This is a genomic window from Pseudenterobacter timonensis (assembly GCF_900021175.1).
Taxonomy (GTDB): domain Bacteria; phylum Pseudomonadota; class Gammaproteobacteria; order Enterobacterales; family Enterobacteriaceae; genus Enterobacter; species Enterobacter timonensis.
On sequence record NZ_FCOP01000011.1, the window covers coordinates 1,302,328 to 1,327,892 of the forward strand.

Consider the following 25,565-nt stretch of genomic DNA (forward strand, 5'->3'; position numbering starts at 1 on the left):
ACAAGTCCGATCAGTTACGATTCAACCAGCCCAGCCAGCGTAACGGCCAGGGATAACGGTGGCGCGCATCCTGCTGAGTTGCCTGGGCAATGCGCTCCTGAATGGTTTGCATCAGCGTGGTTTGCCCTTCGCCGTCCCAGACGAGGTTGGTCAGCAGGGGGAGCGCATCGGTAATATCTTCTATCGCCCAGAGAGTAAACTGTCCCGCCTCTACCGCATCGAGAAGTTCCTGATTGAGACTGAGGTGGCGTGCGTTCGCCGCGGGAATAATCACCCCCTGTTTGCCGTTCAGACCGCGCTGCTGGCAGATGGTGAAAAATCCCTCGATCTTCTCATTCAGCCCGCCGACAGGCTGGGCGCGACCAAACTGATCCACTGAGCCGGTAATGGCGATATTCTGGTTAATCGGCACATCGGCCAGGGCGCTGATTAAAGCGCAAAGCTCGGCCATGGAGGCGCTGTCGCCATCTACCTCGCTGTAGGACTGCTCAAACGTCAGGGAGGCGGAGAAGGGAAGCTGCTGCTCCAGATCGAGCTGCGACATCAGGAACGCCTGCATGATCATCATGCCCTTAGCGTGGATATTTCCCCCCAGCTCGGCTTTGCGCTCTATGTCGGTCAACTCGCCGTCGCCAATATGTACCACGCAGCTGATGCGGGACGGTTCGCCAAAGGCGCGAGGATGGCCTGGAAATTCAATGACCGACAGGGCGTTAATCTGCCCCACGCGTTCGCCTTCGGTCTCAACCAAGATCTGCTCCAGCAGGATCTCATCCTGCATACGCTCGGCCAGAAAACCTCCCCGCCATTCCCGTTGCAAAAGCATTTGGGCAAGCTGCTCGCCGCTAAAGTGTCCTTCGCCGCTGATCGCGCCTACTTCGCGCAGCTGCCGGCCAATCCACAGGGGGCAGAGCGGCAGCGTTTCACGATCGCCGGTATAGCGTACAGCTTCGCGGATAAGGCCAGGCCAGGCGTCAGCCGCAGGGGCGGGCAGGGCCGCACGCCCGGCGACAGACAACACCCATTCGCACCACTGGCGCATATCGTCTTCATCGGCAATCTGAAGGTTATCTTCAAACTCTGTATAGACAGCCTGCTCCGCCAGCTCCGGCTCCATCTCCTGGAAGTCAGCCAGCGAGTCGCGATCGCCAACCAGTACCACCTTCAGCGAGAGGGGCATCGACGGCACGGTAACCGGCAGCGGGCGGGATTCATCAAAGGTGAGCCAGTCGAAGCGCTGATGCATAACGAAAGATTTAAGCCTCATCCACAGCAGCGGCTGGGCGAGAAGGGCGCGAAGCGACACCATCAATATGCCGCCGTTGGCCCGATGCACCAGTCCAGGCTCCAGAGTCAACTCGCCGTTAAACTGGCGCAGGCAGCCGAAAAGCTGCTCCGCCTCGGTCCATTCCGCCGTGACGATCCCGCCGGTTGTGGCGAAGCGGTCGTCAGCCTGCCGGGCCGCTTCAAAAGTGACGTCGCGACCGCTGATGCGGTAGACGCCGCCGAAAACGGTTTCTGATTCAGGAAGCAGCTGTTGCAGGGCATCGGCCAACAGCGCCAGATATTCCGCTTCTTCTGGCGCTTTTAAGAGCATGAAAGGAGAGGTAGCCCACGGGCTTACCATCTGCTCAAGCGCATAGTGTAAACGCGGCTGCGTTTCGCTTAATACAAACTCAGGGTCTTTCGCAAGATCGGGCTGTGCAAACAGTTCCTGATAACTGTCGGTATCGGGAACCAGATCACGCCATGCTAATTTCGTAATGGTCAAAGTTGATGTTTTTTAGTCAGATTCAAAACGGTGGATTATAACTCAAGCGGCTGACGCTGCCCATGGAGGAATAGCGGTTTCGGCGCGGAATGCGATATAACGGCGCAGACTCAACGATTTCTTTTCAGCAGAGCGCAAAAAAACTGATATTCTGAACTAAGTTACACGGTAACATTGAGATCGCAATGAAATATCAACAACTGGAAAACCTCGAAAGCGGCTGGAAATGGAAATATCTGGTGAAAAAGCATCGTGAAGGAGAGCTTATCACCTGTTATATCGAAGCCAGTGCCGCAAAGGAAGCTGTAGATTTATTGCTGACGCTCGAAAACGAACCGGTGAAGGTGAACGGCTGGATAGATAAACACATCAATCCCGCGTTGCTCAACCGTATGAAGCAGACTATCCGCGCGCGCCGCAAGCGGCATTTTAACGCCGAGCATCAGCATACCCGTAAAAAATCGATCGACCTGGAGTTTATGGTCTGGCAGCGGCTGGCCGGGCTGGCGCAACGTCGGGGGAAAACCTTGTCGGAAACGGTCGTGCAGCTGATTGAAGACGCGGAGCATAAAGAAAAATATGCTCACAAGATGTCCTCTTTGAAAAACGACCTTCAGGCTCTGCTGGGTAATAAAGAGTAATAAGAAAAGAGTCAGATAATAAAAAACCCCGCATAGCGGGGTTTTTTGTCAAACGGGGTAACTTATGCCGCAGGCTGAGTTACAACGTCTTTGATACCTTTAACTTCGATCTCTACGCGACGATCCGGTGCCAGGCAGTCGATCAGGGCAGCGCGAGCTTTCACGTTGTCACAGGTGTTGCCGGTAACCGGGTTGGATTCGCCCATACCACGTGCGGAGATCTTGTTGCTCGGGATACCTTTAGAGATCAGGTAATCAACAACAGACTGAGCACGTTTCTCAGACAGACCCTGGTTGTAAGCGTCAGAACCGATACGGTCGGTGAAGCCCAGAACCACTACGGAACCATCTTTCGGATCCAGGTTGCTCAGCTGGGTGTACAGCTGATCCAGCGCCTGCTGACCTTCCGGTTTCAGGGTCGCTTTGTTGAAGTTGAACAGAACGTCAGACTTCAGAGTGAAGTGCTTGGTCTGTACTTCCGGAGCCGGAGCCGGAGCCGGAGCAACTACCGGAGCAGCTTCCTGCTGGCCGAAGCGGTAGGAAACACCTAAGCTCAGCATGCCGTTGTCCGGACGAACGCCAACGGTGTTGCCGTCGCCGATGTTGTTAACCCACTGGTATTCCAGACGGGTAGCGATATCACGAGTCATCGCCCACTCTACGCCGCCCGCGAATACCGGGGAAACGCCAGTGTCGTGGTCGTCGCCAGCGATGTTGTTGCTGGAGTCAGCGCGCCATACCATGCCGCCCAGACGGGTATATACGTCCAGATCGTCGGCAACCGGGTAACCCAGTTTAGCGGTCAGCTGTACGCCCTGAGCTTTGAATGCGCCGTTAATGTTGTCGCCTTTGTACGGCATACGACCTAACCAGTCGTAACCCATTTCAAAACCAACATACGGGTTAACCTGATAACCACCGAACGCACCTGCACCGAGCTGGCTTTCGTGAGTCGGGCCGTCGTTGTTCAGGGAGCTGTTGTACCAGCCAGTATCATGGAACTGAGACCAGCCCAGTTTACCACCTGCATACCAGGTATTATCTTTCGGAGCGGCCTGCGCTACGGTAGCGAAGCCAGCCAGTGCCACTGCAATCGCGATAGCTGTCTTTTTCATTTTTTGCGCCTCGTTATCATCCAAAAATCGCCATGAAAACTCAGTGAGAAATCACGGTTAAATCCTTCACCGGGGGGCGTAGCTCAAACTAGTAACTCTACCGATATCTTCGGCTTAGACCGAGCACCCCTGGCGATGTAAAGTCTACAACGTACTTGAAAACTTACAAGTGTGAACTCCGTCAGGCAACGGAAAAAAAAAGTTCCGTATACCGAATATTTAACGTTTATAGACCGATCTTTGTGCAATAAATTTAACGAGAACCGCGCCAGATAAGCTTTCCCGAAGTTTTCACTGCTGACGCAAAACGCCACTCAAAAGTTCAAAAAAATTTTCCAGGAAAAATCTTAAACTGAATTAATGGTAGGCATTTGAGTGAATTTTTAACCCGGAAAGTTGTCCCCTGCGAAGAGGATCGTGACGAACCGGCCTCATGATAAAGCCCATCGCCTCACCCGCTTCCGCAGCTTGCGCCAGCCGATCATGCTCTTCCTGCGTTAACTCTTCCGACAGCCAGCCTATCACCACGCTGTAGTTCCCGGTGCGCAGCGCACGAACCATGGAATCAACCGTGTGGCAGGGGGAGAGCTGGTTAATTTGCATCACTTTTGTGAGCGGCAGGCCCGCTGACTGCACCCACTCGCGGCTCAGCTTTTGCTGCGGCGTCAGCCAGAGCTGCCAGCGCGACTGCTGTCCAAGCTGCTGCAACAGCGGCAGTAACAGCAACTGTGTTAACAGGGGCTGGTCCTCACGGTAGATCACTTCGCTAATCAGCCCGGTAGAAGGGTAGCCGGCGCAGCCTGCGGAAGAGGAGAAAGAGGTTGAGCGATTTGCATAGCCTGAAGTGTACATAATCATTCCAGCCCTGTAGTTACTGTATAGATATACAGTACCCTTGCGCAGACTAAAGATCAACCTCAATTTCTGAAAGCGCTTCGCAAAATTGATGTGTTTTTACCCGGCCTTTAAAAATCATCTTGCCGCGCGATGATAAGTTGCCTATTTTTCTGTTAACGGATCCGGCAGTACAAAATGTTGTCGTTAATTGCTGATATAGAAGGATTTTATCATGAAAAACATATCATATAAGCGGATCTATCAATCGCAAGAATACCTCTCCACGCTGGGTGATATTCGTCACCGCGCGCTTTTTGGTGGCTATACGCTCTCGGTCGATAACGCTGTATTCGCGATGGTCTCTAACGGTGAGCTCTACCTTCGCGCCTGTGAGCAAAGCGCCCCTTATTGCGTCAAACATAGCGCCCCCTTTTTAACGCTGGTTAAGCGGGGCAGGCCGGTGCTGCTGAACTACTATCGGGTGGATGAAGGCCTGTGGCAGGACCGGGAAAAACTGCTGCAGCTCTCCTCCTTCGCCCTTGACGCGGCGAGAGAGGAGCGTCTCCAGCGCGTTCATTGTAAACGGCTGAAGGACCTGCCCAATCTTACCTTCCAGCTGGAAGTGCTGCTCTATGAGGCGGGCATAAAGGATGAAACGATGCTGCGCCAGATGGGCGCGCAGGCGAGCTGGCTCAGAATGCGGGCCAAAAACCGTCATCTCAGTATTAAGGTGCTGTTTGCGCTAGAAGGGGCGATCGCCGGCTTACACGAAGCGGCGCTCCCGGCAGCCAGACGCCGGGAGCTGCTCGCATGGTTTAAGGCGCTTCCTGAGTCGTCTGCCGATCGGTAGCGATTCGCGTCTGCAGACGACAGATTTCGGGCAAGAGTGCGATGAGCAACCCCACCTGTTGCAATACAAGCGGCGCCTTGGCCTCTGTTGTGGGCTCTGGATGGGCAATCCGCCGGCTGATCTCCTCCAGCGCGCGCTGAACGCGCGGCTCGTCCGCCGGACCGTGATGAAGGGCGTCGTCAACATAGCATACGGCGTCATCCAGAAGGGCGAGGACTGCGGGCTGGTTCAGTTTCTCGCGGTGCGCGCCGAGCGTGGAGATATAGCTGGTGAAGGTATGGTTCAGCGTCAACAGCCTGAAGGCGGCGTCGCGGATCGCCTCCGTCACGTTCGGTTCCGTGGACATATTTGAGACCACCGACGCCAGCTCCGCGTCGCGGTTATGTGCATCCCGCCTGGCGATGCGGTAGGCCAGACGGTTATCGCGACCCTGGTGATACTGCTCCAGAATAGCGTCCAGGTAGCGGCAGTTGGCGTTGATGGCGTTCTCCAGCGCGCGCGGCAGGTTGCGAAAACGCCAGTCGGGCCAGATAAAACTCACCGCCGCCCAGGCGATAGCGCAGCCAATCAGGGTATCCACGATACGCGGCAGCGCAACCTCAAAGCCTTCGCCCAGCAGGTTAAAGCAGAGCAGCACCAGCAGCGTGATAAACATTGTCGCGTGGGCATACTGAACGTTACGAAAGGCAAAGAACAGAACGCCGGTGATCACAATGAGGATTAGCTGTCCCTCCACCGAAGGAACAAACCAGAGCACCGGCAGCCCGATAGCGACCCCCACCAGCGTGCCGATAATACGCAGCGCCAGCCGGTGGCGGGTGGCATTGTAGTTTGGCTGGCAGACAAAAAGGCTGGTCAGCAGGATCCAGTAGCCATGCTGCAGGCCGGTTATCTGGATGAAGGCGTAGCCGACGCACAGCACGACGGACATACGCACCGCGTGGCGAAAAAGCGCTGACTCCGGGGTGAAGTTACGGCTCAGGCGTAACCACATATCGGCAAGGCCGCGGGGCGAATCATCGGCCAGCTGACTCTCCGCCTCATTGCGCAGGCGCGCCAGCGACTGTTCGGACTCAATATTAGCCAGCTGCGCATCGATGGCCCGCAGATTATTCAGCAAAAATCCCAGCGCTTTCATCTGTTCCGCAGAGGTGCCGCTGGCCTGTACCCGATCGAGCGCGGCGTCGAGATGGCTGAAGGCGCGCTCAAACCGGGAGTCATGCTGGTAGGGCGTTCTGAGCAGGACAGATCTCGCCAGCTGCTGGCAGGCCTGGGACTGCATGGAGAGCAGGCGCTGAAAGCGGAACATCACGTCGCTATAGCGGAACTTCTCGCGCAGGGAGGCATACTGGATATGCGACGAGCTGGCCCGTTCATGAATATCCTGCGCGACAAAATAGTAGTGCAGCGTGCGCCGGGTGCCTCGCTGTCCGCGATCGCCACGCAGGCGGGTCAGCAGGGAATTTTTGGTCTGGTTGAGCGTATTGACGAGCTGGCCGTTCGCCAGCGCCAGATCGTAGAGCGGCGCCTGGCTCTCCTCTTCGATATCGGGATCGAACAGGCGTGATTTCAACTCAAGGTAGTGCGCCAGCTGCTCATAGCAGCGGGCGAGATTATCCTGCAGCGGACGGATAGGAAAAATCAGGTGGCCGGTGAGGGTCAGCGCGTTATACCAGATTGCCCCCAGCAGCAGCAGAAGCGGCTGCTGATACCAGTGGTCATAGAGAGAGACCCCCAGCATGGTATAGATGGCGATCAGCAGCGCGCCGAAGGCGATAGTGGCATAGCGCTGTCCCAGCCCGCCCAGCAGGATAAAGCCGCTGGTAGAGATCATTAACCCAATGGCAAACAGCCAGGGCCAGGGGAAAAGCAGCTCTACCGAGGCGGAGGCGATAAAAAAGCAGACCAGCGTAATAATAAGGTTACGCAGACGCCCGGTAAGCCTGTCGTCAAGATCGGCCAGCGCACCTGCCACCACCCCCAGCGTCAGGGGAATGGTGAGCTTGATATCCCCGATCCACCAGGGAAGGGCTGCAGCGCCGCAGAGGGCGATAAAGATCCTGACGTTATAAAGCCAGTTACTGTTCCATGTATATCGACGAAGCAATGGGCTTAGCATAAGCGCGGCCAGTCCTTATTAATTAAAACGCGCGCGGGCATTGGCTTCACGTGCGGCGCGGGCGACTTCGACAGAGACCACACGGCGCCCTACCGGCCAGAGCGCGATAGCGGCGATCTTAAAGTTAGCAATCCCGACCGGAATGCCGATGATGGAGATGCATTGCGCGATGCCAGCGAAGATATGCATCAGACAGAGCCACCAGCCAAAGAGCACCAGCCAGATAATATTCAGCAACGTGCCGCCGGTATTGAGCAGCGCGCTGCGGTTACCGGGGTGGAGTTCATCCACGTGAATCGCTTCATTCCCGTAAGGAACCAGCGACAGTTTGGCGATCTCCCAGCACGACCGGGTAAGCGGAAGGGTTACCACCAGCACGACGCTGACCAGCGTCGCCAGCAGCCAGGAAAGGGTCGTGGCGAAGCCGCCAAGGACAAAATTCAAAATATTCAGAACGGTACGCATACGTCCTCACAGCCAGACAGAAAAATTAAAACCTGATGATTGTAACGCTTTTTTAGGCTGGAGCACCTGAAAACTGGCGGGTAAACTAGTGACCAATCATAACCGGATGGGCTGGACATGGAACTCAAAGCAACTTCTCTTGGCAAACGGCTGGCGCAACATCCCTATGACTCCGTGCAGCTTCTTAATGCCGGGGTGAAAGTCTCCGGGGAACGCCACGAATACCTTATTCCCTTTAATCAGCTGCTGGCTATTCACTGTAAACGCGGCCTCGTATGGGGTGAGCTGGAATTTGTTCTGCCGGAGGAGAAAGTGGTTCGGCTGCATGGCACGGAGTGGGCGCAGACGCAGCGTTTTTATCAGCATCTCTCGGGCCGCTGGCAGCAGTGGAGCGAAGAGATGAGCGACGTGGCGGCGCAGGTTCTGCAAGAGGTGCTGGCGGATATTGCCCATAGCCATGAACAAAAGCAGTGGCTCACCCGTGCGCAGACTACGGGAATGCAGGCGCGTATCCGGCAGGCGCTCACCGCGCTGCCGCTGCCGGTGGCCCGTCTGGAGGCCTTTGAAAACTGCCGTGAGCTGTGGCGCCAGTGTCAGGGATGGCTGACCGATATCGAACAAAGCCGCCTGGCGCATAATCAGGCCTGGACCGACGCCATGCTGAGCGAATATGCCGACTTCTTCAGCCAGGTCGAGTCCTCGCCACTGAATCCCGCGCAGGCGAGGGCTGTCGTAAATGGCGAGACGTCGCTGCTGGTGCTGGCGGGGGCGGGCAGCGGTAAAACCTCGGTGCTGGTGGCGCGTGCCGGCTGGCTGCTGGCGCGCGGTGAGGCGAGCCCCGATCAGATCCTGCTGCTGGCCTTCGGACGGCAGGCGGCGCAGGAGATGGACGAACGTATTCAGGCGCGGCTGCATACCCAGGACATCAGCGCGAAAACCTTCCACGCCCTGGCGTTGCAAATTATTCAGCAGGGCAGCAAAAAAGTGCCGACCATAAGCCGCCTGGAAAACGATGCCCAGGCAAGGCAGGCGCTGTTTATTGAGGCGTGGCGCCAGCAGTGCAACGAGAAAAAAGCGCAGGCGAAAGGCTGGCGGCAGTGGCTGGAGGAGGAGCTTGCCTGGACTCTCCCGGAAGGCAACTTCTGGCAGGATGAGGCGCTGGCGCGTCGGCTCGGCAGCCGCCTCGACCGCTGGGTCAGCCTGATGAGGATGCATGGCGGCACCCAGGCGGAGATGATCGATGGCGCGCCGGAAGCTATCCGCAGCCTCTTTTCGAAGCGCGTGAAGCTGATGGCGCCGCTGTTAAAAGCCTGGAAAACAGCGCTGAAGGCGGAAAACAGTGTCGATTTTTCGGGGCTTATTCATCAGGCCATCGCGATTCTGGAGAAGGGGCGTTTCGTCAGCCCGTGGAAACATATTCTGGTGGATGAATTTCAGGATATCTCGCCCCAAAGGGCGGCGCTGCTGAAGGCCTTACGGGATCAAAATAAACATACTTCGCTATTTGCGGTGGGGGACGACTGGCAGGCGATCTACCGTTTTAGCGGGGCGCAACTCTCCCTGACCACCGCGTTTCACGATAACTTTGGCGAGGGCGATCGCAGCGATCTCGACACGACCTATCGCTTCAACTCGCGCATCGGTGAAATTGCCAACCGCTTTATCCAGCAGAATCCCGGGCAGCTTAAAAAACCGCTCAATAGCCTGCGGGCCGGAGATAAAAAGGCGGTGACGCTGCTGCCGGACGGCCAGCTGGAGCCGCTGCTGGATAAGCTCAGCGGCTATGTGAAGCCCGATGAGCGCATTCTGCTGCTGGCGCGCTACCACCATCTTAAACCGGCCCTGCTGGAGAAGGCCGCCACGCGCTGGCCGAAGCTCCAGCTCGATTTCATGACGATCCATGCCAGCAAGGGCCAGCAGGCTGACTATGTGATCATTCTGGGGCTGCAGGAGGGGAGCGATGGCTTCCCGGCGCCGGCGCGGGAGTCGATCATGGAGCAGGCGCTGCTGCCCGAGCCGGAGGCGTTTCCCGATGCGGAGGAGCGCCGTTTACTCTACGTTGCCCTGACACGGGCGCGGCATCGCGTCTGGCTGCTGTTTAATCAGGAGGCGCCATCGCGCTTTGTCGCGATCCTTAAAGCGGTGGATGTGCCGGTGGCTAAAAAGCCCTGACGGCGAGTTTTCCGGCGGCCTGCGCCGCCGGAAGAGGGGGTTATTTTAACCGTTCGGCAAGATAGCGGGCGTAGTCCGGGATCGGGATCTCGACGGAGGAGTTGAAGTCGGGCGACTGGATAATAAAGTCGGCGGTGGAGAGGTTAGTCGCCACCGGGATGTTCCACACCGTTGCCAGGCGCAGCAGCGCTTTTACGTCCGGATCGTGCGGGACGGCATTCAGCGGATCCCAGAAGAAGATCAGCACGTCGATTTTACCTTCAGAAATTAAGGCGCCAACCTGCTGATCGCCCCCCATCGGGCCGCTGAGCATGGCGTTAACCGCCAGCCCCGTGGCGCGGTGGATAAGGTTGCCCGTAGTGCCCGTTGCCGAAAGGTTATGTTGCGCCAGCAATGGCTGGTGGCGCTGAACCCAGCTGAGCAGCATCTGTTTGCAGTGATCGTGCGCGACCAGCGCGATATGTTTACGCGCGGGGAGCGTGCGTGTCGTGGTTTCCATCATCGTTTCCATCAAGGTTAACTGGTTACAAGATTACTGGAAGCGCCTGATGCTGCAAGAGAAAGGGTAAAAAAATGCGGCTCAGGACGAGGGTTGCTGTCTGGCCCACTGTAAAAAGCGGGTACGGGTATCAGGATCGGCCTGTTGAAACCAGAACTTGAGACGCTGTTCGGTAAGCGTCTGAGACTGCGGCGGGATGACATCCAGCTCCGATACGCCGGAAAGCAGGGTGCTGTCATCGGCCATCATGGGGGCGAAAGCGGGCAGCGAGGCCGCTTTGCCCGCTTTGTTATAGCGCTCTGTCTCAGCCTCATAATCGACTCCTTTGCGGGGCGTCGTCAGCGCCAGGATATCGAGCTTTACCGGAATGGGCATCGCGTCGCCATCCAGCAGCGTGATTTGCGGCGAGGCATCAAAATGGTCCGCTTCCTTTTTGTTTTCAAGCCGCGGCAGGTTGAAGTTCACCTGGCTGATTTTCTCGGTATTAAAACTCAGCACCAGCGGCGGGGAGATATAGAGCTGCTCCTCGCGATCCGTCATCCGGATGGTTTTTTCCACCCTGAAAACTACCTGGTGGGGGCCGTTATCCAGCTCAATGCTGTCTGCACCGCGCAGCAGGGAGCTGGAGACCTTTTTCCCGTCCAGCACCAGCAGATCGATTTCGCTGGAGAGACGTAGCGTGGTGGCACAGACACAAACCGGCACCATTAACGCGATAGCCATACTGACAATGCCGGATTTCATAGAAAGCTCCTGTAGCAAGCACGCGCCGCAATATTGTATCTAAAGTTTTCGAAAAACATGTTTACTAACATATAGACATATTCTGCCGGTTTGCCCTCATACAGATGTATGGGTTAGATGGTTGCCCTCACGGCTTTGGCATACACTGTAAAAAAACGGGAGAAAACGTATGCAAGAGAACGACATTGCCACCATTCTGACCTCGACCCGCACCATCGCCCTGGTCGGCGCCAGCGACAAGCCTGACCGCCCGAGCTACCGGGTGATGAAATATCTTCTTGATCAGGGATATCACGTCATCCCCGTCTCACCGAAGGTGGCGGGCAAGACGCTGCTGGGGCAGCAGGGTTACGGTACGCTCGCCGAGGTGCCGGAAAAGATCGATATGGTGGATGTATTCCGTAACTCGGAAGCGGCATGGGGCGTGGCGCAGGAGGCGGTCGCCATCGGGGCGAAAACGCTCTGGATGCAGCTCGGGGTGATTAACGAGCAGGCAGCGGTGATGGCGCGGGAGGCGGGGCTGAACGTGGTAATGGATCGCTGCCCGGCGATTGAAATCCCGCGTTTAGGCCTGACCAAATAAAAAAAGCCCGCTTGCGGGCTTTTGGATCAGTTCCGCAGGCGCGGCGCCTGCAGCTGTTTACGGATGGAGCGGGCGAGTTCGTCCATAGAGGGTTGTTCAGGGTGATCCCCCTGCGGCTCGCCGCTCAGCTGGGCCTCGGCAAGATAAGTATGTACCGGCTGACCGTCGTCATCCTCCATCACCACATGATACCAGGGCGCAGCGCGAAGCTCGTCGTTAACCGCCAGCTCGTCGGCCGACGGCTCCTCAAGGGAGTATTCCGGGTCGATATCCACGACCACGCCCAGGAAACCTAACAGGGAGTGGCGAACCTGCTGGCCGATACCGAATTTGCTGGCAATCATAGTCACCTCCCGGGAAACGTTACTTACACAATATGTGTGGGCAACCTTCCACTTTTCAAGTTACATGACGCGGCAGGCAAATCCTTTCAGATACAGACCTTCCGGGTAGGTAGCGATCACCGGATGATCGGCTGCCTGACGGAACTGCTCTATAAATTGTACATCACGACCGGCATCTGTTGCGGCATCTGCGATGATTTTCTGAAATAAATCGGTGGTCATCAGGCCTGAGCAGGAGAAGGTCAGAAGAATGCCGCCAGGGTTAAGCAGCTGGATCGCCAGCATATTGATATCTTTGTAGCCGCGGCAGGCGCCCATCAGCTGGCTTTTATTCTCCACGAACTTCGGCGGGTCCATAACGATGACGTCAAAGGTTTCGCCCTGGTCGCGGTATTTACGCAGCAGCTTAAAGACGTCGTCGCGCACAAAGTCGGCTTTGCTCAGGTCAAGCTTGTTGAGCTCCACGTTCTGCTTCGCCACGTCGAGCGCCTCCTGCGAGGTGTCCACGCTGACCACCTGACGGCAGCCGCCCATCAGGGCGGAGACGGCAAAGCCGCCAGTGTAGGAGAAGCAGTTCAGTACCCGCTTGTTTTCCACATATTTACGGGTCGCCAGGCGGCTGTCGCGCTGATCGAGGTAGTAGCCGGTCTTATGGCCGCCCTGGATATCCACGTAGAGCTTCATGCCATGCTCTTCAATCGGCAGCAGGGGAGGCGGCAGCTCGCCGGTCACCGGCCCCTGGGTCAGCTCCATGCCCTCTTTTTTACGTACCGCCACGTCGCTGCGATCGTAGATGGCGCAGTCGGGATAGAGCGACTGCAGGGCGCTGATTAAGGGGGCGCGCTGATACTCCGCCCCGGCGCTCAGCAGCTGCAGCACCAGAAAATGGCCGAAGCGATCGATAGTAATCCCCGGCAGCCCGTCGGATTCACCGGCAATCAGACGGTAGCTGTCGAGACCGTCACGCTTCGCCAGCCAGTCGCGCCACTGCTGCGCCTGCTGCAAACGGCGGACGAAGAAATCGATATCGATATTCTCTTCTTTATCGAAGGTCCAGACGCGGGCGCGGATCTGGGAGGCGGGCGAGTACGCGCCGCGTGCTAACCATTTTCCCTGATGGTCAACGATATCTATGGTTTCACCGAGGCTGGCTTTACCTTCCATACGGGCAACCGCGCCGGAAAAGACCCAGGGATGACGGCGGAGTAATGATTTCTCGCGCCCTTTGGCTAACACTAAACGTACGCTCATAATTTGCTATTCTGCTGGTTCACTAAAATGGCCGCCATTTTCCCGAGTTCACGGAGGAAATGCAACGCGCCAGACGGATAAGGAGAACGATGATGTCAAAAGTCTGCACAATCGCGTGGGTTCACGGCAGGGTCCAGGGGGTGGGCTTTCGCTACAGCACGCAGCATGAAGCGTCGCGTCTTGGGCTGACCGGCTATGCCCGTAACATGGATGACGGCAGCGTGGAGGTGCTGGCCTGCGGCGAGGCGGAGCAGGTGGAAAAGCTGATCGCCTGGCTGAAGGCGGGCGGGCCGCGTAGCGCGCGGGTTGACAAGGTCTTAACGGAGCCGCATCAACCCGGGCGGGAGTATCAGAACTTTGGCATTCGCTATTAAATACATTTCACCGGCTTCGGCAGACCGGCGATTTTCGTCGCCTGTTTAGCCGGGCCTTTCGGGAAGAGGCGATAGAGGTAGCGGCTGTTGCCTTTCTCCTCGCCAAACTTGTTGGCCATCGCCTTTACCAGCATGCGGATGGCGGGCGAGGTATTAAATTCCAGGTAGAACTCGCGCACAAACCGCACCACTTCCCAGTGCTCAGGGGAGAGGGTGATAGACTCCTGTTCGGCAATCACCTCGGCCAGCGCTTCGCTCCACTGGCTGCTCTCTTTCAGATAACCGTCTTTATCGGTCTCTATCTCTTTACCTTCAAAGCTCAACATAGGGATTCACACATCAGTCAATAACCGGCGCAGTGTAGCAAAAAACAAAGCCCCGCATAAGCGGGGCTGAGGGCAGAGCCATGGGCGGTTAATCGCGGCTGGCGAAGCCCAGGATGCTCAACAGGCTGACGAAGATGTTGTACAGCGACACGTAGAGGCTCACGGTAGCGCGGATGTAGTTGGTCTCGCCGCCGTGAATGATGTTGCTGGTTTCATACAGGATCGCGCCTGAGGAGATCAGAATAAATACTGCGCTAATCGCCAGGTGCAGCGCCGGCAGCTGCAGGAAGATGTTGGCCACCATCCCGATCAGCACCACCACAATACCCGCCATCAGCATACCACCCAGGAAAGACATATCCTTGCGGGTGGTCAGCACATAGGCGGAGCAGCAGAAGAAGACCAGCGCGGTACCGCCGAGCGCCAGGCCGATGACATCACCCATCCCGGCAGAGAGATAGGCGTTCAGCATCGGCCCCAGGATATAGCCCAGGAAGCCGGTAAAGGCGAAAGCGGAAAGGATGCCCGCCGGGGAGTTGGCGGTTTTGTAGGTCAGGAACATCAGACCATACATGCCCACCAGCGTCAGGATAAGACCCGGAGAAGGCAGCATCAGCAGGGTGCTGGCGGTAGCGGTAATGGCGGAAAACGCCAGCGTCAGGCTCAGCAGAAAATAGGTGTTGCGCAGCACTTTGTGGGTGCTGAGCAGCGATGTGCGGTCGCGGGACGATATAACAATACGATCCATGAGTCACTCTCTTATGACAGATGTAATTAACGGCAAGAATAGAAAAGAGCGCGGCCGGAACAAAGCGGTTTTACCCATCTTTACTCACTCTTTCCCTGGCGCTTTATGCTGAAAAAACGGATTTTGGCCGCATAATTGCGGTTTTGTAAAGTTTATTCAGATCGAGATCTTATAGGTTACTGAAAAATATTGCGTTCCCGCCTGCCGGGCGCTAAGTGTTAAGCCGGATCGTCATAAAACAGACAATAAGGCGAAGCACATGAAGCAAACACGCATACGTTTTACACGCTCGTTACTGGCCGCCGCCATCCTCTGCGCAGGCGCGGCTCAGGCCGCCAGCGTGCCGCAGGGAACCGCGCTTGCAGAGAAGCAGGAGCTGGTCAGGAATAACGGCAGCGAGCCCGCCTCGCTCGACCCGCATAAAGTCGAAAGCGACGTCGAATTTAATATCATCAGCGATTTATTCGACGGGCTGGTCAGCGTTTCCCCGGCGGGAGAGATCCAGCCCCGGCTGGCGGAAAAATGGGAGACGAAAGATAATACCGTCTGGACCTTCCATCTGCGCCCTGGCATTACCTGGAGCGACGGCACGGCCATTACCGCCCAGGATGTGGTCTGGAGCTGGCAGCGGCTGGTTGATCCGAAAACCGTCTCCCCCTACGCGAGCTATCCGGGCAGTATGCTTATCGTCAACGCCGCCGATATCGCTGAAGGCAAAAAAGCGCCGGATACGCTGGGGGTAAAGGCGCTTAACGATACCACGCTGGAGGTGACCTTAACCCAGCCGAACGCCGCCTTCCTGCCGATGCTGGCGCACCCGTCGCTGATGCCTCTCGATCGGACGCTGGTGACGCGCTACGGCGAAAAGTGGACCCAGCCGGAACATTTCATCAGCAGCGGCGCCTATAAACTCTCTCAGTGGGTGGTGAACGAGCGCATCGTGGCGGAGCGCAACCCGCGTTACTGGGATAATGCCCACACCGTAATCAACAAGGTGACTTACCTGCCGATCGCCTCCGAGGCGGCCGACGTCAACCGTTACAAGGCGGGGGAGATTGATATCAACTACACCGTGCCGATCAACCAGTTTGCCCAGCTTAAAAAGACGATGGGCAACGAGCTGAACGTCTCTCCGCAGCTGGCCACCTATTACTACGAGTTCAATACTACCCGCGCACCGTTTAACGATGTACGCGTACGCAAGGCGTTAAACCTGGCGCTGGATAAAACCATCATCGCTGACAAGGTGCTGGGGCAGGGGCAGCGTCCCGCCTGGTTGATCAGCCAGCCGGACATCGGCGGCGTGACGCTACGCAACCCCGATTACGCCAGCTGGCCGATGGAGAAGCGCATCGCCGAGGCGAAAAAGCTGCTGAGCGAGGCGGGGTATAATGAAGGGCATCCGCTCACCTTCCATCTGCTCTATAACACCTCAGAGTCCCATCAGCGTATCGCCATTGCCGCCAGCTCCATGTGGAAGAAAAATCTGGGCGTGGAGGCGAAGCTGCAGAATCAGGAGTGGAAAACCATGCTCGACACCATGCACACCCATAGCTTTGATGTGGTGCGCTTCGCCTGGGTTGCCGACTATGATGATGCGTCGACCTTCCTGAATAACTTCCGCACCGGCGATAGCCAGAACACCAGCCAGTACAGTAATCCTGCTTACGATAAGGCGCTTATCAGCGCCGCGAAAGCGGGTTCGATCGACGAGCGCGGAAAGTTTTACCAGCAGGCGGAAGATCTGCTGGGGCAGGATGTGCCGGCTATTCCGGTTTACCACTACGTCCGTTCTCACCTGGTGAAGCCCTGGGTAGGCGGATTCACGCCGGATAAGCTCGGTTACTACTACACCAAAGATATGTACATCAAAAAATACTAGCGGTATTTTGTGCTGATAAAACCATCAACGCGCTGTTATTTCAGCCGATTAACTTCGTTTTGACTGTTTTTCAGGCAAACGAACACTTCCGGGGTTTACACGGCGCAACGAGGTGTTTATAGTGCGCCTCACACCGGAAGTGTGGCCGAGCGGTTGAAGGCACCGGTCTTGAAAACCGGCGACCCGAAAGGGTTCCAGAGTTCGAATCTCTGCGCTTCCGCCAGATACGAAATAACCCCGCGATAGCAATATCGCGGGGTTTTTCTTTTTCTCCTCCCGACTCCCTCTTCACTTTGCGAAACGCCTCCGGGAAATTTGTCCCGCTTCTGTCACACTCCTGTCGACAATAATCACCGCTAAGGAGTAAGGGATGAGAAAAGCACCACTGGTAAGCGCAGTTGCGGGAATGCTGGCGCTGGTATCGGGCGCGCAGGCGCAGAACACCCCCGAGGGGTATCAGCTACAGCAGGTTCTGATTATGAGCCGCCATAACCTGCGCGCGCCGCTCGCCGATAACGGCAGCGTGCTGGCGCAATCCACGCCTAACGAATGGCCGCAATGGGATGTGCCGGGCGGGCAGCTCACCACCAAGGGCGGCGTGCTGGAGGTCTATATGGGGCACTACATGCGCGAATGGCTGGCGCAGGAGGGGCTGGTCAGGGCAGGCGAATGCCCGGCGCCGCAGGCGGTCTACGCCTACGCCAACAGCCTGCAGCGCACCGTGGCCACCGCGCAGTTCTTCATTACCGGCGCTTTCCCTGGCTGCGACGTGCCGGTACACCATCAGGAGAAGATGGGTACCATGGACCCCACCTTTAATCCGGTGATAACCGATAACTCCCCGGCATTCCATGATAAGGCGATTAGCGCCATGCAGGCCGAGCGCCAGGGGATGCAGCTTGAGGAGAGTTACCGGCTGCTGGCGCAAATGACGCGCTACAGCGATCCCCCCGCCTGTAAAGAGAAGCAGGTCTGCTCTCTAACCGAGGCCAAAGACAGTTTCAGCGCCGACTATGGCAAAGAGCCGGGTGTCTCCGGGCCGCTGAAGGTAGGCAACTCGCTGGTGGATGCTTTCACGCTGCAATACTACGAAGGTTTCCCGATGGATCAGGTGGCGTGGGGAGACATCAACAGCGACCAGCAGTGGCGGGTCCTCTCGAAGCTGAAAAACGGCTATCAGGATGCGCTTTTTACCTCCCGGGAGGTGGCGCAAAACGTGGCGAAGCCGCTGGTAAAATATATTGATAAAGCGCTGGTCACCGACCGGGATAAGGCACCTGCCATCACCCTGCTGGTAGGGCATGATTCGAATATCGCTTCGCTGCTGACGGCGCTCGATTTCACCCCGTACCAGCTGCACGATCAGTATGAACGCACACCTATTGGCGGCAAAATCGTCTTTCAGCGCTGGCACGATAAACAGGCTAACCGCGACCTGATGAAAATCGAGTATGTCTACCAGAGCGCGCAGCAGCTGCGAAACGCCGAGGTATTAACGTTAAAATCGCCGGCCCAGCGGGTCACTTTGTCCCTGAAGGGCTGCCCGGTAGATGCTAACGGCTTCTGTCCGATGGATAAATTCACGATGGTGATGAACGAGGCGGCAAAATAGAAGGAACCCCCGCGCGAGCGGGGGAGACGTTTAGACGTTTTTACGTTCGATGGTTTGTTCGCCCCAGAAGAGCGAATCTTTGTCGGTTTTCTTAAAGGCGCGCATCAGCACTTCGTCACTGCCTTCTTCCCAAATCTGCTCCGCCAGCTTTTCGTCGTAGTTCGCGACTTCAAAGATCGCTTCGGCAATCTCTGGTGAGGTGTTGCGTAAACTTGCCCATTCACCTACGCGATGAGCTTTTGCTTCTTGAGTTGGCATGTTGCCCTCCTGTCGACAGTTAGCCTTTCAGTTTTACTGCTATTTTTGCAACGTGTTCGCCCTGATAACGGGCGATCGCCAGCTCTTCCTGGCTTGGCTGACGCGAGCCGTCGCCGCCTGCGATGGTGGTGGCGCCGTAAGGCGTGCCGCCGCGCACCGTCGAGATATCAAACAGCTCCTGCGCCCCGTAGCCGATGGGCACAATGATCATCCCATGATGAGCAAGGGTAGTCCATGTGGAGGTAATCGTCTGCTCCTGCCCGCCGCCGGTGCCGGTGGAGCTAAACACGCTCGCAATCTTGCCGTAGAGCGCGCCGGAAGCCCACAGCCCGCCGGTCTGGTCGAAGAAGGTGCGCATCTGGCCGGACATATTGCCGAAGCGGGTTGGCGTACCGACGATAATAGCGTCGTAATCGGCCAGCTCCTGCGGCGTGGCGACCGGGGTGTTTTGCGCTTTGCCGCCCGCTTTGGCAAAGGTTTCAGCATGCATCGTCTCGGGCACACGCTTTACCACCACTTCCGCGCCGTCAACCTTATTAACCCCTTCGGCCACCGCCTGGGCCAACGTTTCGACATGTCCGTACATGGAATAATAAAGGACCAGAACTTTTGCCATAGTGGATGACTCCTCGAGTGGGGATGATCAGCGTATCGCTGCGTTCTTTTAAAGATATGACGTGTTAGCCAGAGTGCAAACCGTAGTGCCATTTATTTGATAAATAACAATATTTTTAAGACTGTTCTTTGTAGCAAAATGAAACATTTCTGCGAGGGCGATTTTTTTAAACGATAAGAGTAACTTATCAATCGCGACGGCGTAATTGCGGCAAAACGGTGAAAATCATGTTGCAGAATATGAATATGAACTGGATGAATAGAGCTGTTCCACTAAGCTTAACCTCAAGCGACGAGATAAAGACGCTGTCTTGGAGTCGCCAGGTGAAAGAATCCTCTTTTACTGAATGCAATATGATGTCTAATGTTTCACATACCGGAGGTTAGAGATGGCAAACCATCGTGGTGGTTCAGGTAATTTCGCTGAAGACCGTGAAAGAGCATCAGAAGCAGGTCGTAAAGGTGGCCAGCACAGCGGCGGGAACTTCAAAAATGACCCGCAACGCGCATCAGAAGCTGGTAAAAAAGGGGGCAAAAGCAGCGGCGGGAACAATAAACGCTAACTGTTACTCTCTGACTTCGTGACTGAATGAAGTCGCCCCCAGCCGCCGGGTTAACCCGGCGGTTTTTTTTGCGTGGCGTCCGGCGCGATTACACATCCTGTGGCATCACATCCCCCTGTAGCCTGCTGGCCCGCCGTTGCAGCAGAGCGTTCAGCAGGATCGCGCCAAAGGTGGCGGTGCCAATCCCTCCGAGGGTGAAAGCGCCCAGCCGGAGCGCAAAGTCGCCCGCCCCCAGTACCAGCGTGACCGCCACCATAATCAGATTGCCATTTTGGTTGAGATCGACGTTATGCTGCACCCAGATGCGCGCACCGGCGACCGCGATCAGCCCGAACACCACGATCGACGCGCCGCCAATCACCGGCCCGGGAATGGTATGGATCAGCGCGCCGAACTTGGGTGAAAAGCCGAGCAGGATAGCGATGGCCGCCGCCGCGACAAAGACCAGCGTCGAATAAATTTTCGTTACCGCCATCACGCCGATATTCTCCGCATAGGTGGTGACGCCGCTGCCGCCCACCGAGCCGGAGAGCATCGTGGCCAGCCCGTCGCCGACAAAGGCGCGTCCGATATACGGGTCCATATTGCGCCCGGTCATTCCCGCCACCGCCTTCAGATGCCCCAGGTTTTCCGCCACCAGGATCACCGCCACCGGCGCGATAAGCAGCATCGCCGGTCCGTCAAAGGTCGGGCGGCTGAAATGGGGCAGCCCCAGCCAGGCGGCCTGCTGCACCAGCGCGAAATCGATCGGTTTCCCCAGCCCCAGCACGCTGGTCAGCAGGGCGTAGATCAGGCAGGCGACAATCAGCCCCACCAGGATCAGCAGACGTTGCACCATGCCGCGGGTAAAGACCGCCACCACGCCGATGCAGAGGACGGTAATCGCCGCCATCCAGCTTTCAAAGGCGGAGCCGGAGACGCTTTTCACGGCGATGGGCGCCAGATTGAGGCCTATGGCCATTACTACCGCACCGGTGACGACCGGCGGCATTAGCCGCTCTATCCAGCGGGTGCCGACGCGTATCACCAGCAGCCCCACCAGCGTGTAGAGCAGCCCGCAGGCGATAATGCCGCCCAGCGCCACGCTGATGTTGGGGTTCAGCCCCTGGCCGTTAAAACCCGTCGCGGCGATCACTACGCCGACAAACGCCGCGCTGGAGCCAAGATAGCTGGGTACGCGCCCGCCGGTAATAACGAAAAAGAGCAGCGTGCCGACGCCCGACATCAGGATGGAGAGGTTTGGATCAAGCCCCATCAGAATGGGCATCAGCACCGTCGCGCCAAACATGGCAACCGCATGCTGCACGCCAAGGACCGCGGTCTGAGCCAGCGGAAGCCGTTCATCCGGCGCGATCACGCCATCTTCCGGGGTCGCTTTTAACTGCCAGTGAGGAAAACCGAAGAGTGCCATGAGCTTCTCCTTAAGGAGGGTTAACAGGCGGGCCGCATCAGCGCGTGGTAGCCGCGATCGAACCACACCAGCCCCTGCGGGGTGGGATGGCGCACCAGTGAAACGATATGGCAAAAAAGAATGTCGTGTGTGCCGACGCTCACCACCTGGCTGATGCGGCAGTCAAAGGAGACCAGCGCCGCTTCCAGCCGCGGGCAGCCGGTCTCTCCGCTCTGCCAGCGGGCGGCGGCGAAGCGATCGTCCATCGGCGTTTTACCGCCGAAAAGCTGAGAGAGCGTCTCCTGTCCGGCACTCAGGGTATTTACGCACAGGGTGCGGTTTGCGCTAAACGCGGGCCAGACCGAGGCGCTGCGGTTCAGGCAGACCAGCAGGGTCGGCGGTGAATCGGTAACGCTACAGACCGCGCTGGCGGTAAACCCTGCCCGTCCGCCGGGACCGTCGGTGGTAATAATATTAACCGCCGCGCCAACGCAGGCCATGGCGTCACGAAAGGTATGTTGATCTACGGTACTCATGGGTGCTCCTTATGCCAGCCCGCAGGCCTCTTCAAAGGTTAAACGCGGCAAACGCCCATACAGCGCCTGCGGATCGCCATAGCCGATATTCACCAGCAGGTTGCTTTTTAAGGGCGTGCCGGTAAAAAAGGCCTCGTCGACCTTTTGCCGGTCAAAGCCGGAGAGCGGGCCGGTATCCAGCCCCAGCGCGCGGCAGGCAACGATCAGATAGGCCGCCTGCAGGGAGCTGTTGCGAAACGCGGTCTCTTCGGCAAGCGCCGGGCTGGAGGTAAACCAGCTGCGGGCGTCGCCGTGCGGGAACAGCGCAGGCAGGCGTTCGTAAAACTCGCTGTCCCAGGCGACGATAGCGGTCACCGGCGCGGTAAGCGTTTTTTGCAGATTGCCGCTGGAGAGAGCCGGGCGCAGCTTCTCCTTGCCTTCCGGCGTGCGGATAAAGACGATGCGCGCGGGCGAGCAGTTGGCGGAGGTCGGGCCCCACTTCATCAGGGCGTAGATTTCGCGCAGCGTCTCGTCGCTGACCGCGGTATCCCGCCAGCCGTTGTGGGTGCGGGCGCCGGTAAAGAGCGTTTCCAGTGCGGTGGGGCTCAGGGCTTCGGACATAAGGGCTCCTTACAGAACAGCTTCGTGGCCGGGCAGCAGGCTGCCAAGGCCGCTCAGCAGCAGGGCGTTAAAGGTTTCGGGTTCGGTGACGTTGCAGGCGTGGCCGCCCTGCGTCATCACCGTCTTGCGGCTGTCGGGCAGAGCGGCGTGAAGCGCATCCGAACAGCAGGCGGGGACCAGCAGATCGTCAGCCGCGCAGATGACCTGTACCGGGCAGCGTATCCGGGCCGCGAGCAGGCTGAAATCGGCCTCCTTCAGGGCGGCCAGCCGCCGCAGCAAATTCTCCCGTCCCTGAAAGTGGACCAGCCCCAGCGTCTCCTCCGCTTCAAGCCGCGGCGCGTTGGCGGCCATCCAGCTGGCGGGATAGAGGAACAGCGGCTGCGCTTCCACCCACGCCGCCGGGCCGCCCGCGTCGAGCAGGCGCTCGCGCACCTGGAAGCAGCGCCGGGTATGGGGATGCAGGCTGAGCCAGCCGTTAACACAGACCAGCGCGCGCACCGCGTCAGGGCGATCCAGCGCCATCTGCAACCCCACCAGCGCGCCGAGTGCATGGCCCACCACAGCGTAGCGCGTCAGACCCGCCTCGTTCAGCGCCTGCGTCAGCTCGCCCGCCATATGGCGCAGGGTATAACCCGCAGGCAGAGCCCCTGCGTTTTGCCCGGTGCCGCGCTGGTCATAGCAGACCAGCTGGTAGCGCTGTTCCAGGGCTGCGCTCTGCGCCAGCCAGTAGCTGGCGCTGCCGCCCAGTCCGGCAATAAGCACCACCACCGGCGCGCCGGGATAAGGGGGTGGCGAAACCGAAATTTTCACGGCAACCTCACTTAGCGATATGGGCGATGGAGGCGATCTCCACCAGCGCCTCGGGCTTCACCAGCCCGCACTGGATGCAGAAACGCGCCGGTTTATCCCCCGGGAAAAACTCCGCGTAGATCTCGTTAATCGCGGCGTAATTTTTCCAGTCGGTAATAAAAATGCTGTTGAAGGTCACATCCTCCATCGTGCCGCCCGCCGTTTCGATCACCCGCCGGATGGTTTCGAGAACGTGGCGGGGTTGCGCCTTTGGGTCATCCGGAAAGACCACATTGTTCTGCGCGTCGAAGGGGAGGGTACCGGAAACGTACACCACGCCGTCGGCGAGCGTGCCGGGGGAGAAGGGGGCGATCGGCGCGGCGGTGCCGGTCGGGGTAATGACAGATTTAGGCATAGCGTCTCTCCTCAGGCGATGCGGGCTAACGGGGGCTGGAGGGCGTCGCAAAAAGTAGCGACGTCGCTGACCCAGCCGAAAAAGGTTTCGATATTGAACAGCGCGGCCTTTTGCGCAAATTCCGGTCCGGCCTGGTGGGTGGCGTCATGCAATACCACGCCGAAATACTCAAGGAAAAAGCCGTCGCGCAGGGTGGACTCCACACAGACGTTGGTGGCGATGCCGGTAAAGATAAGGTGGCGAATCCCCCGGCTGCGCAGCAGGCTGTCGAGGGGGGTGTTAAAGAATCCGCTGTAGCGTGGCTTGGGCAGCACGATATCGCCCGGCTCCGGCACCAGTTCGTCCACCAGCTGGTAATCCCATCCCCCTTTCGCCAGCAGTTTTCCCTGCAGCTCTGGCTTCTGGCGCATGGTTTTTAGCGCGTTGGATTTGTGATAGTTCGGCGAGCCGGGGCCGCCCGCCTCCACATACTGCGCGTCCCAGCCGTTCTGGAACCAGATAATCAGCATCCCCGCCTCGCGGGCGGCGGCCACCGCTTTTTTAATGTTCTCAATCACCGGCCGGGTTGCGGAGACATCAAACCCGGCGAGATCCAGATAGCCGCCCGGGCTGGCGTAGGCGTTCTGCATATCCACCACGATCAGGGCGCTTTGCGCGACGTCGAAGGTCACCGCTTCAGGGCGTGCGGATAAGGTTGCCATCATGCCACCTCCCGGGTTACAGCGGGAAGATGGGCGCGGCACTGCATCAGCGGCTGGATGCGCTCGCCGAAGGCTTCAATTCCCTGTAAGAAATCATCAAAGGTCAGCAGCACGCCCTCGGCGCCTGGTACGCTGGCCACCTCGTCGAGCATCCGCGCTACGCTGGCGTAAGAGCCGACCAGCGTCCCCATATTGATATTCACCGCCGAGGTGGGGTCGGCCATCTGCCGCACGTTGGTATCGGCGCCGGAGCGGGTATCCTTCTGGCTCTGCTCGGTCAGCCAGCTTAACGCCTCCTGATCGGCTCCGGCTTTATAGTGCTCCCACTTCGCCCGGGCAGCGTCGTCCGTTTCGTCGGCGATCACCATAAACAGCACGTAGGAGCCGACGTCGCGGCCGGTCTGCTCTGCGGCCTCCTTCATACGGGCGGCGGTGGGGGCGAAAGCGGCGGGGGTATTGACCCCTTTACCGAAGCAGAAATTGACGTCGGCATAGCGGGCGGAAAAGGCGATGCCCGCGTCGCTCTGCCCGGCGCAGATCACCTTCATCGGCGCGGAGGGGCGCGGGCTGACGCGGCAGTCGTTCATGGTGAAATAATCACCCTTAAAGTCGCTTTTACCGGTGCCCCACAGATCGCGCAGCACCTGCACATACTCCGTCAGGTAGTCGTAGCGGCGGGCGAAATAGTCATCCCCCGGCCAGATACCCATCTGCTCATACTCCGGCTTTTGCCAGCCGGTCACCAGATTGACGCCAAAGCGCCCGCCGGAGATGGAGTCGATGGTGGAAGCCATACGGGCGACAATGGCGGGCGGCAGCGTCAGGGTCGCGGCCGTGGCGTAGATCTCAATTCGCGACGTCACCGCCGCCAGCCCCGCCATCAGGGTGAACGACTCCAGATTGTGATCCCAGAATTCGGTTTTACCTCCAAAGCCGCGCAGTTTGATCATCGAGAGCGCAAAATCGAAATGGTAATGCTCCGCTTTTTGCACGATCGCCTTATTCAGCTCAAAGGTCGGCATGTACTGCGGCGCGTGGGTGGAGATAAGCCAGCCGTTGTTGCCGATAGGGACAAATACGCCAATTTTCATCACGAACCTCTCTTCTCTGCGGGTGAACGGGTGGGGCGGCGCGTGTTGCAGAGCCGCTTGCCTTGCAGAAAGTGAATTGCAAACGCAATGCCAGGTTTAAAAAAGGCAATGTTGTTAATGTGTTAACGTAAGGTTGCGTAATACGGGCGCTGGAAAGTGGACTAACTGGTCAAAAAGAGTGCACAAAAAACAGGCGCTCGTGTGCAACAAGAGTGCAGAGGGTCGAGGGAGGGCAGCGCTTTTGCTATGCTGAGGGCGACAACTCAAGGAGAAC

28 protein-coding genes and 1 tRNA gene are annotated in these 25,565 nt (G+C 57.9%); 9 read left to right on the forward strand and 20 right to left on the reverse strand.

The features are described from left to right. Positions 1 to 10 precede the first annotated feature (10 nt). Positions 11 to 1,771, reverse strand: coding sequence for an AAA family ATPase (locus tag BN3796_RS12375; RefSeq protein ID WP_061708627.1), 1,761 nt, complete (start codon positions 1,769 to 1,771; stop codon positions 11 to 13). Positions 1,772 to 1,956: 185 nt separating this feature from the next. Between BN3796_RS12375 and matP the strand changes: the two genes are divergently transcribed. Further along, positions 1,957 to 2,412 carry a macrodomain Ter protein MatP gene (matP, locus tag BN3796_RS12380; RefSeq protein ID WP_061708628.1) on the forward strand — a complete coding sequence of 152 codons (456 nt, stop codon included), beginning with the start codon at positions 1,957 to 1,959 and terminating at the stop codon, positions 2,410 to 2,412. 62 nt (positions 2,413 to 2,474) lie between these two features. Here the strand turns inward: matP and ompA are convergent, their stop codons facing one another. Together ompA and sulA are read right to left on the reverse strand one after the other, a co-directional pair. After that, the gene (ompA, locus tag BN3796_RS12385) at positions 2,475 to 3,527 is read right to left on the reverse strand and encodes a porin OmpA (RefSeq protein WP_148381790.1); all 1,053 of its coding nucleotides are present in this window, start codon (positions 3,525 to 3,527) and stop codon (positions 2,475 to 2,477) included. Positions 3,528 to 3,884: 357 nt separating this feature from the next. After that, positions 3,885 to 4,379, reverse strand: coding sequence for an SOS-induced cell division inhibitor SulA (sulA, locus tag BN3796_RS12390; protein ID WP_061708630.1), 495 nt, complete (start codon positions 4,377 to 4,379; stop codon positions 3,885 to 3,887). Positions 4,380 to 4,596: 217 nt separating this feature from the next. On the opposite strand from sulA, the gene BN3796_RS12395 reads away from it, so the two are divergent. After that, positions 4,597 to 5,214, forward strand: coding sequence for a TfoX/Sxy family DNA transformation protein (locus BN3796_RS12395; RefSeq protein ID WP_061708631.1), 618 nt, complete (start codon positions 4,597 to 4,599; stop codon positions 5,212 to 5,214). On the opposite strand, the gene yccS is transcribed toward BN3796_RS12395, so the two are convergent. Together yccS and BN3796_RS12405 are read right to left on the reverse strand one after the other, a co-directional pair. After that, positions 5,180 to 7,333 (reverse strand): YccS family putative transporter, encoded by a 2,154-nt coding sequence (yccS, locus tag BN3796_RS12400; protein ID WP_061708632.1) that lies wholly within the window; start codon positions 7,331 to 7,333, stop codon positions 5,180 to 5,182. The two genes, BN3796_RS12395 and yccS, sit on opposite strands and share 35 nt — an antisense overlap. An 18-nt stretch (positions 7,334 to 7,351) precedes the next feature. Beyond that, the gene (locus BN3796_RS12405) at positions 7,352 to 7,798 is read right to left on the reverse strand and encodes a YccF domain-containing protein (RefSeq protein WP_061708633.1); all 447 of its coding nucleotides are present in this window, start codon (positions 7,796 to 7,798) and stop codon (positions 7,352 to 7,354) included. Between the two features lie 117 nt (positions 7,799 to 7,915). Here BN3796_RS12405 and helD point away from each other — a divergent pair, with 117 nt between their 5' ends. Then, entirely contained in the window at positions 7,916 to 9,970 is a 2,055-nt protein-coding gene (gene helD / locus BN3796_RS12410) for a DNA helicase IV (protein ID WP_061708634.1), read from the forward strand. Positions 9,971 to 10,010: 40 nt separating this feature from the next. On the opposite strand, the gene mgsA is transcribed toward helD, so the two are convergent. Both mgsA and csgI read right to left on the reverse strand, forming a co-directional pair. Continuing rightward, positions 10,011 to 10,469, reverse strand: a complete 459-nt coding sequence (mgsA, locus tag BN3796_RS12415) for a methylglyoxal synthase (RefSeq protein WP_061708635.1) — start codon at positions 10,467 to 10,469, stop codon at positions 10,011 to 10,013. Between the two features lie 81 nt (positions 10,470 to 10,550). Beyond that, entirely contained in the window at positions 10,551 to 11,213 is a 663-nt protein-coding gene (gene csgI, locus BN3796_RS12420; RefSeq protein ID WP_061708636.1) for a curli synthesis inhibitor, read from the reverse strand. A 169-nt stretch (positions 11,214 to 11,382) separates the two neighbouring features. On the opposite strand from csgI, the gene BN3796_RS12425 reads away from it, so the two are divergent. Then, the gene (locus BN3796_RS12425) at positions 11,383 to 11,796 is read left to right on the forward strand and encodes a CoA-binding protein (RefSeq protein ID WP_061708637.1); all 414 of its coding nucleotides are present in this window, start codon (positions 11,383 to 11,385) and stop codon (positions 11,794 to 11,796) included. Positions 11,797 to 11,822: 26 nt separating this feature from the next. Here BN3796_RS12425 and hspQ read toward each other — a convergent pair whose 3' ends face one another. Then, complete coding sequence (gene hspQ, locus BN3796_RS12430; RefSeq protein ID WP_061708638.1) at positions 11,823 to 12,140, reverse strand: heat shock protein HspQ; 318 nt, start codon at positions 12,138 to 12,140, stop codon at positions 11,823 to 11,825. A 60-nt stretch (positions 12,141 to 12,200) separates the two neighbouring features. Next, entirely contained in the window at positions 12,201 to 13,391 is a 1,191-nt protein-coding gene (gene rlmI / locus BN3796_RS12435; RefSeq protein ID WP_061708639.1) for a 23S rRNA (cytosine(1962)-C(5))-methyltransferase RlmI, read from the reverse strand. 92 nt (positions 13,392 to 13,483) lie between these two features. On the opposite strand from rlmI, the gene yccX reads away from it, so the two are divergent. After that, positions 13,484 to 13,765 carry an acylphosphatase gene (gene yccX / locus BN3796_RS12440; RefSeq protein WP_073885181.1) on the forward strand — a complete coding sequence of 94 codons (282 nt, stop codon included), beginning with the start codon at positions 13,484 to 13,486 and terminating at the stop codon, positions 13,763 to 13,765. On the opposite strand, the gene tusE is transcribed toward yccX, so the two are convergent. Then, a complete protein-coding gene (tusE, locus tag BN3796_RS12445; protein WP_061708641.1) occupies positions 13,762 to 14,091 on the reverse strand; it encodes a sulfurtransferase TusE in 330 nt (109 codons plus the stop codon). The genes yccX and tusE overlap by 4 nt on opposite strands. A gap of 88 nt (positions 14,092 to 14,179) precedes the next feature. Then, entirely contained in the window at positions 14,180 to 14,839 is a 660-nt protein-coding gene (gene yccA, locus BN3796_RS12450) for an FtsH protease modulator YccA (RefSeq protein WP_061708642.1), read from the reverse strand. A 259-nt stretch (positions 14,840 to 15,098) separates the two neighbouring features. On the opposite strand from yccA, the gene BN3796_RS12455 reads away from it, so the two are divergent. From BN3796_RS12455 to agp, 3 genes are all read left to right on the forward strand, one after another. Next, positions 15,099 to 16,721 carry an ABC transporter substrate-binding protein gene (locus tag BN3796_RS12455; protein WP_061708643.1) on the forward strand — a complete coding sequence of 541 codons (1,623 nt, stop codon included), beginning with the start codon at positions 15,099 to 15,101 and terminating at the stop codon, positions 16,719 to 16,721. Positions 16,722 to 16,856: 135 nt separating this feature from the next. Beyond that, a tRNA-Ser gene (locus tag BN3796_RS12460) sits at positions 16,857 to 16,944 on the forward strand. A 147-nt stretch (positions 16,945 to 17,091) separates the two neighbouring features. After that, on the forward strand, positions 17,092 to 18,333 hold the full coding sequence (gene agp, locus BN3796_RS12465) for a bifunctional glucose-1-phosphatase/inositol phosphatase (protein ID WP_061708644.1): 1,242 nt from the start codon (positions 17,092 to 17,094) through the stop codon (positions 18,331 to 18,333). A 30-nt stretch (positions 18,334 to 18,363) separates the two neighbouring features. Here agp and BN3796_RS12470 read toward each other — a convergent pair whose 3' ends face one another. Further along, entirely contained in the window at positions 18,364 to 18,591 is a 228-nt protein-coding gene (locus tag BN3796_RS12470; protein ID WP_061708645.1) for a YccJ family protein, read from the reverse strand. A gap of 19 nt (positions 18,592 to 18,610) precedes the next feature. Beyond that, positions 18,611 to 19,207 (reverse strand): NAD(P)H:quinone oxidoreductase, encoded by a 597-nt coding sequence (gene wrbA / locus BN3796_RS12475; protein WP_061708646.1) that lies wholly within the window; start codon positions 19,205 to 19,207, stop codon positions 18,611 to 18,613. 388 nt (positions 19,208 to 19,595) lie between these two features. Between wrbA and BN3796_RS12480 the strand changes: the two genes are divergently transcribed. Continuing rightward, positions 19,596 to 19,769: a con-10 family general stress protein gene (locus BN3796_RS12480; RefSeq protein ID WP_061708647.1), complete on the forward strand. Its 174-nt coding sequence runs from the start codon at positions 19,596 to 19,598 to the stop codon at positions 19,767 to 19,769. An 88-nt stretch (positions 19,770 to 19,857) separates the two neighbouring features. Here BN3796_RS12480 and rutG read toward each other — a convergent pair whose 3' ends face one another. From rutG to rutA, 7 genes are read right to left on the reverse strand one after another with little or no spacing between them, the layout of a single operon-like run. After that, complete coding sequence (rutG, locus tag BN3796_RS12485) at positions 19,858 to 21,180, reverse strand: pyrimidine utilization transport protein G (RefSeq protein ID WP_061708648.1); 1,323 nt, start codon at positions 21,178 to 21,180, stop codon at positions 19,858 to 19,860. Between the two features lie 20 nt (positions 21,181 to 21,200). Beyond that, a complete protein-coding gene (rutF, locus tag BN3796_RS12490) occupies positions 21,201 to 21,695 on the reverse strand; it encodes an NADH-dependent FMN reductase RutF (protein ID WP_061708649.1) in 495 nt (164 codons plus the stop codon). Positions 21,696 to 21,704: 9 nt separating this feature from the next. Further along, positions 21,705 to 22,295, reverse strand: a complete 591-nt coding sequence (locus BN3796_RS12495) for a malonic semialdehyde reductase (RefSeq protein WP_061708650.1) — start codon at positions 22,293 to 22,295, stop codon at positions 21,705 to 21,707. Positions 22,296 to 22,304: 9 nt separating this feature from the next. Beyond that, positions 22,305 to 23,105 (reverse strand): pyrimidine utilization protein D, encoded by an 801-nt coding sequence (rutD, locus tag BN3796_RS12500; protein ID WP_061708651.1) that lies wholly within the window; start codon positions 23,103 to 23,105, stop codon positions 22,305 to 22,307. Between the two features lie 7 nt (positions 23,106 to 23,112). Further along, complete coding sequence (gene rutC, locus BN3796_RS12505; RefSeq protein WP_061708652.1) at positions 23,113 to 23,499, reverse strand: pyrimidine utilization protein C; 387 nt, start codon at positions 23,497 to 23,499, stop codon at positions 23,113 to 23,115. Positions 23,500 to 23,510: 11 nt separating this feature from the next. Further along, positions 23,511 to 24,200 carry a pyrimidine utilization protein B gene (gene rutB / locus BN3796_RS12510; RefSeq protein ID WP_061708653.1) on the reverse strand — a complete coding sequence of 230 codons (690 nt, stop codon included), beginning with the start codon at positions 24,198 to 24,200 and terminating at the stop codon, positions 23,511 to 23,513. Next, complete coding sequence (gene rutA / locus BN3796_RS12515) at positions 24,200 to 25,291, reverse strand: pyrimidine utilization protein A (protein WP_061708654.1); 1,092 nt, start codon at positions 25,289 to 25,291, stop codon at positions 24,200 to 24,202. Before rutA ends, rutB begins: the two co-directional genes overlap by 1 nt. Positions 25,292 to 25,565: the final 274 nt, after the last annotated feature.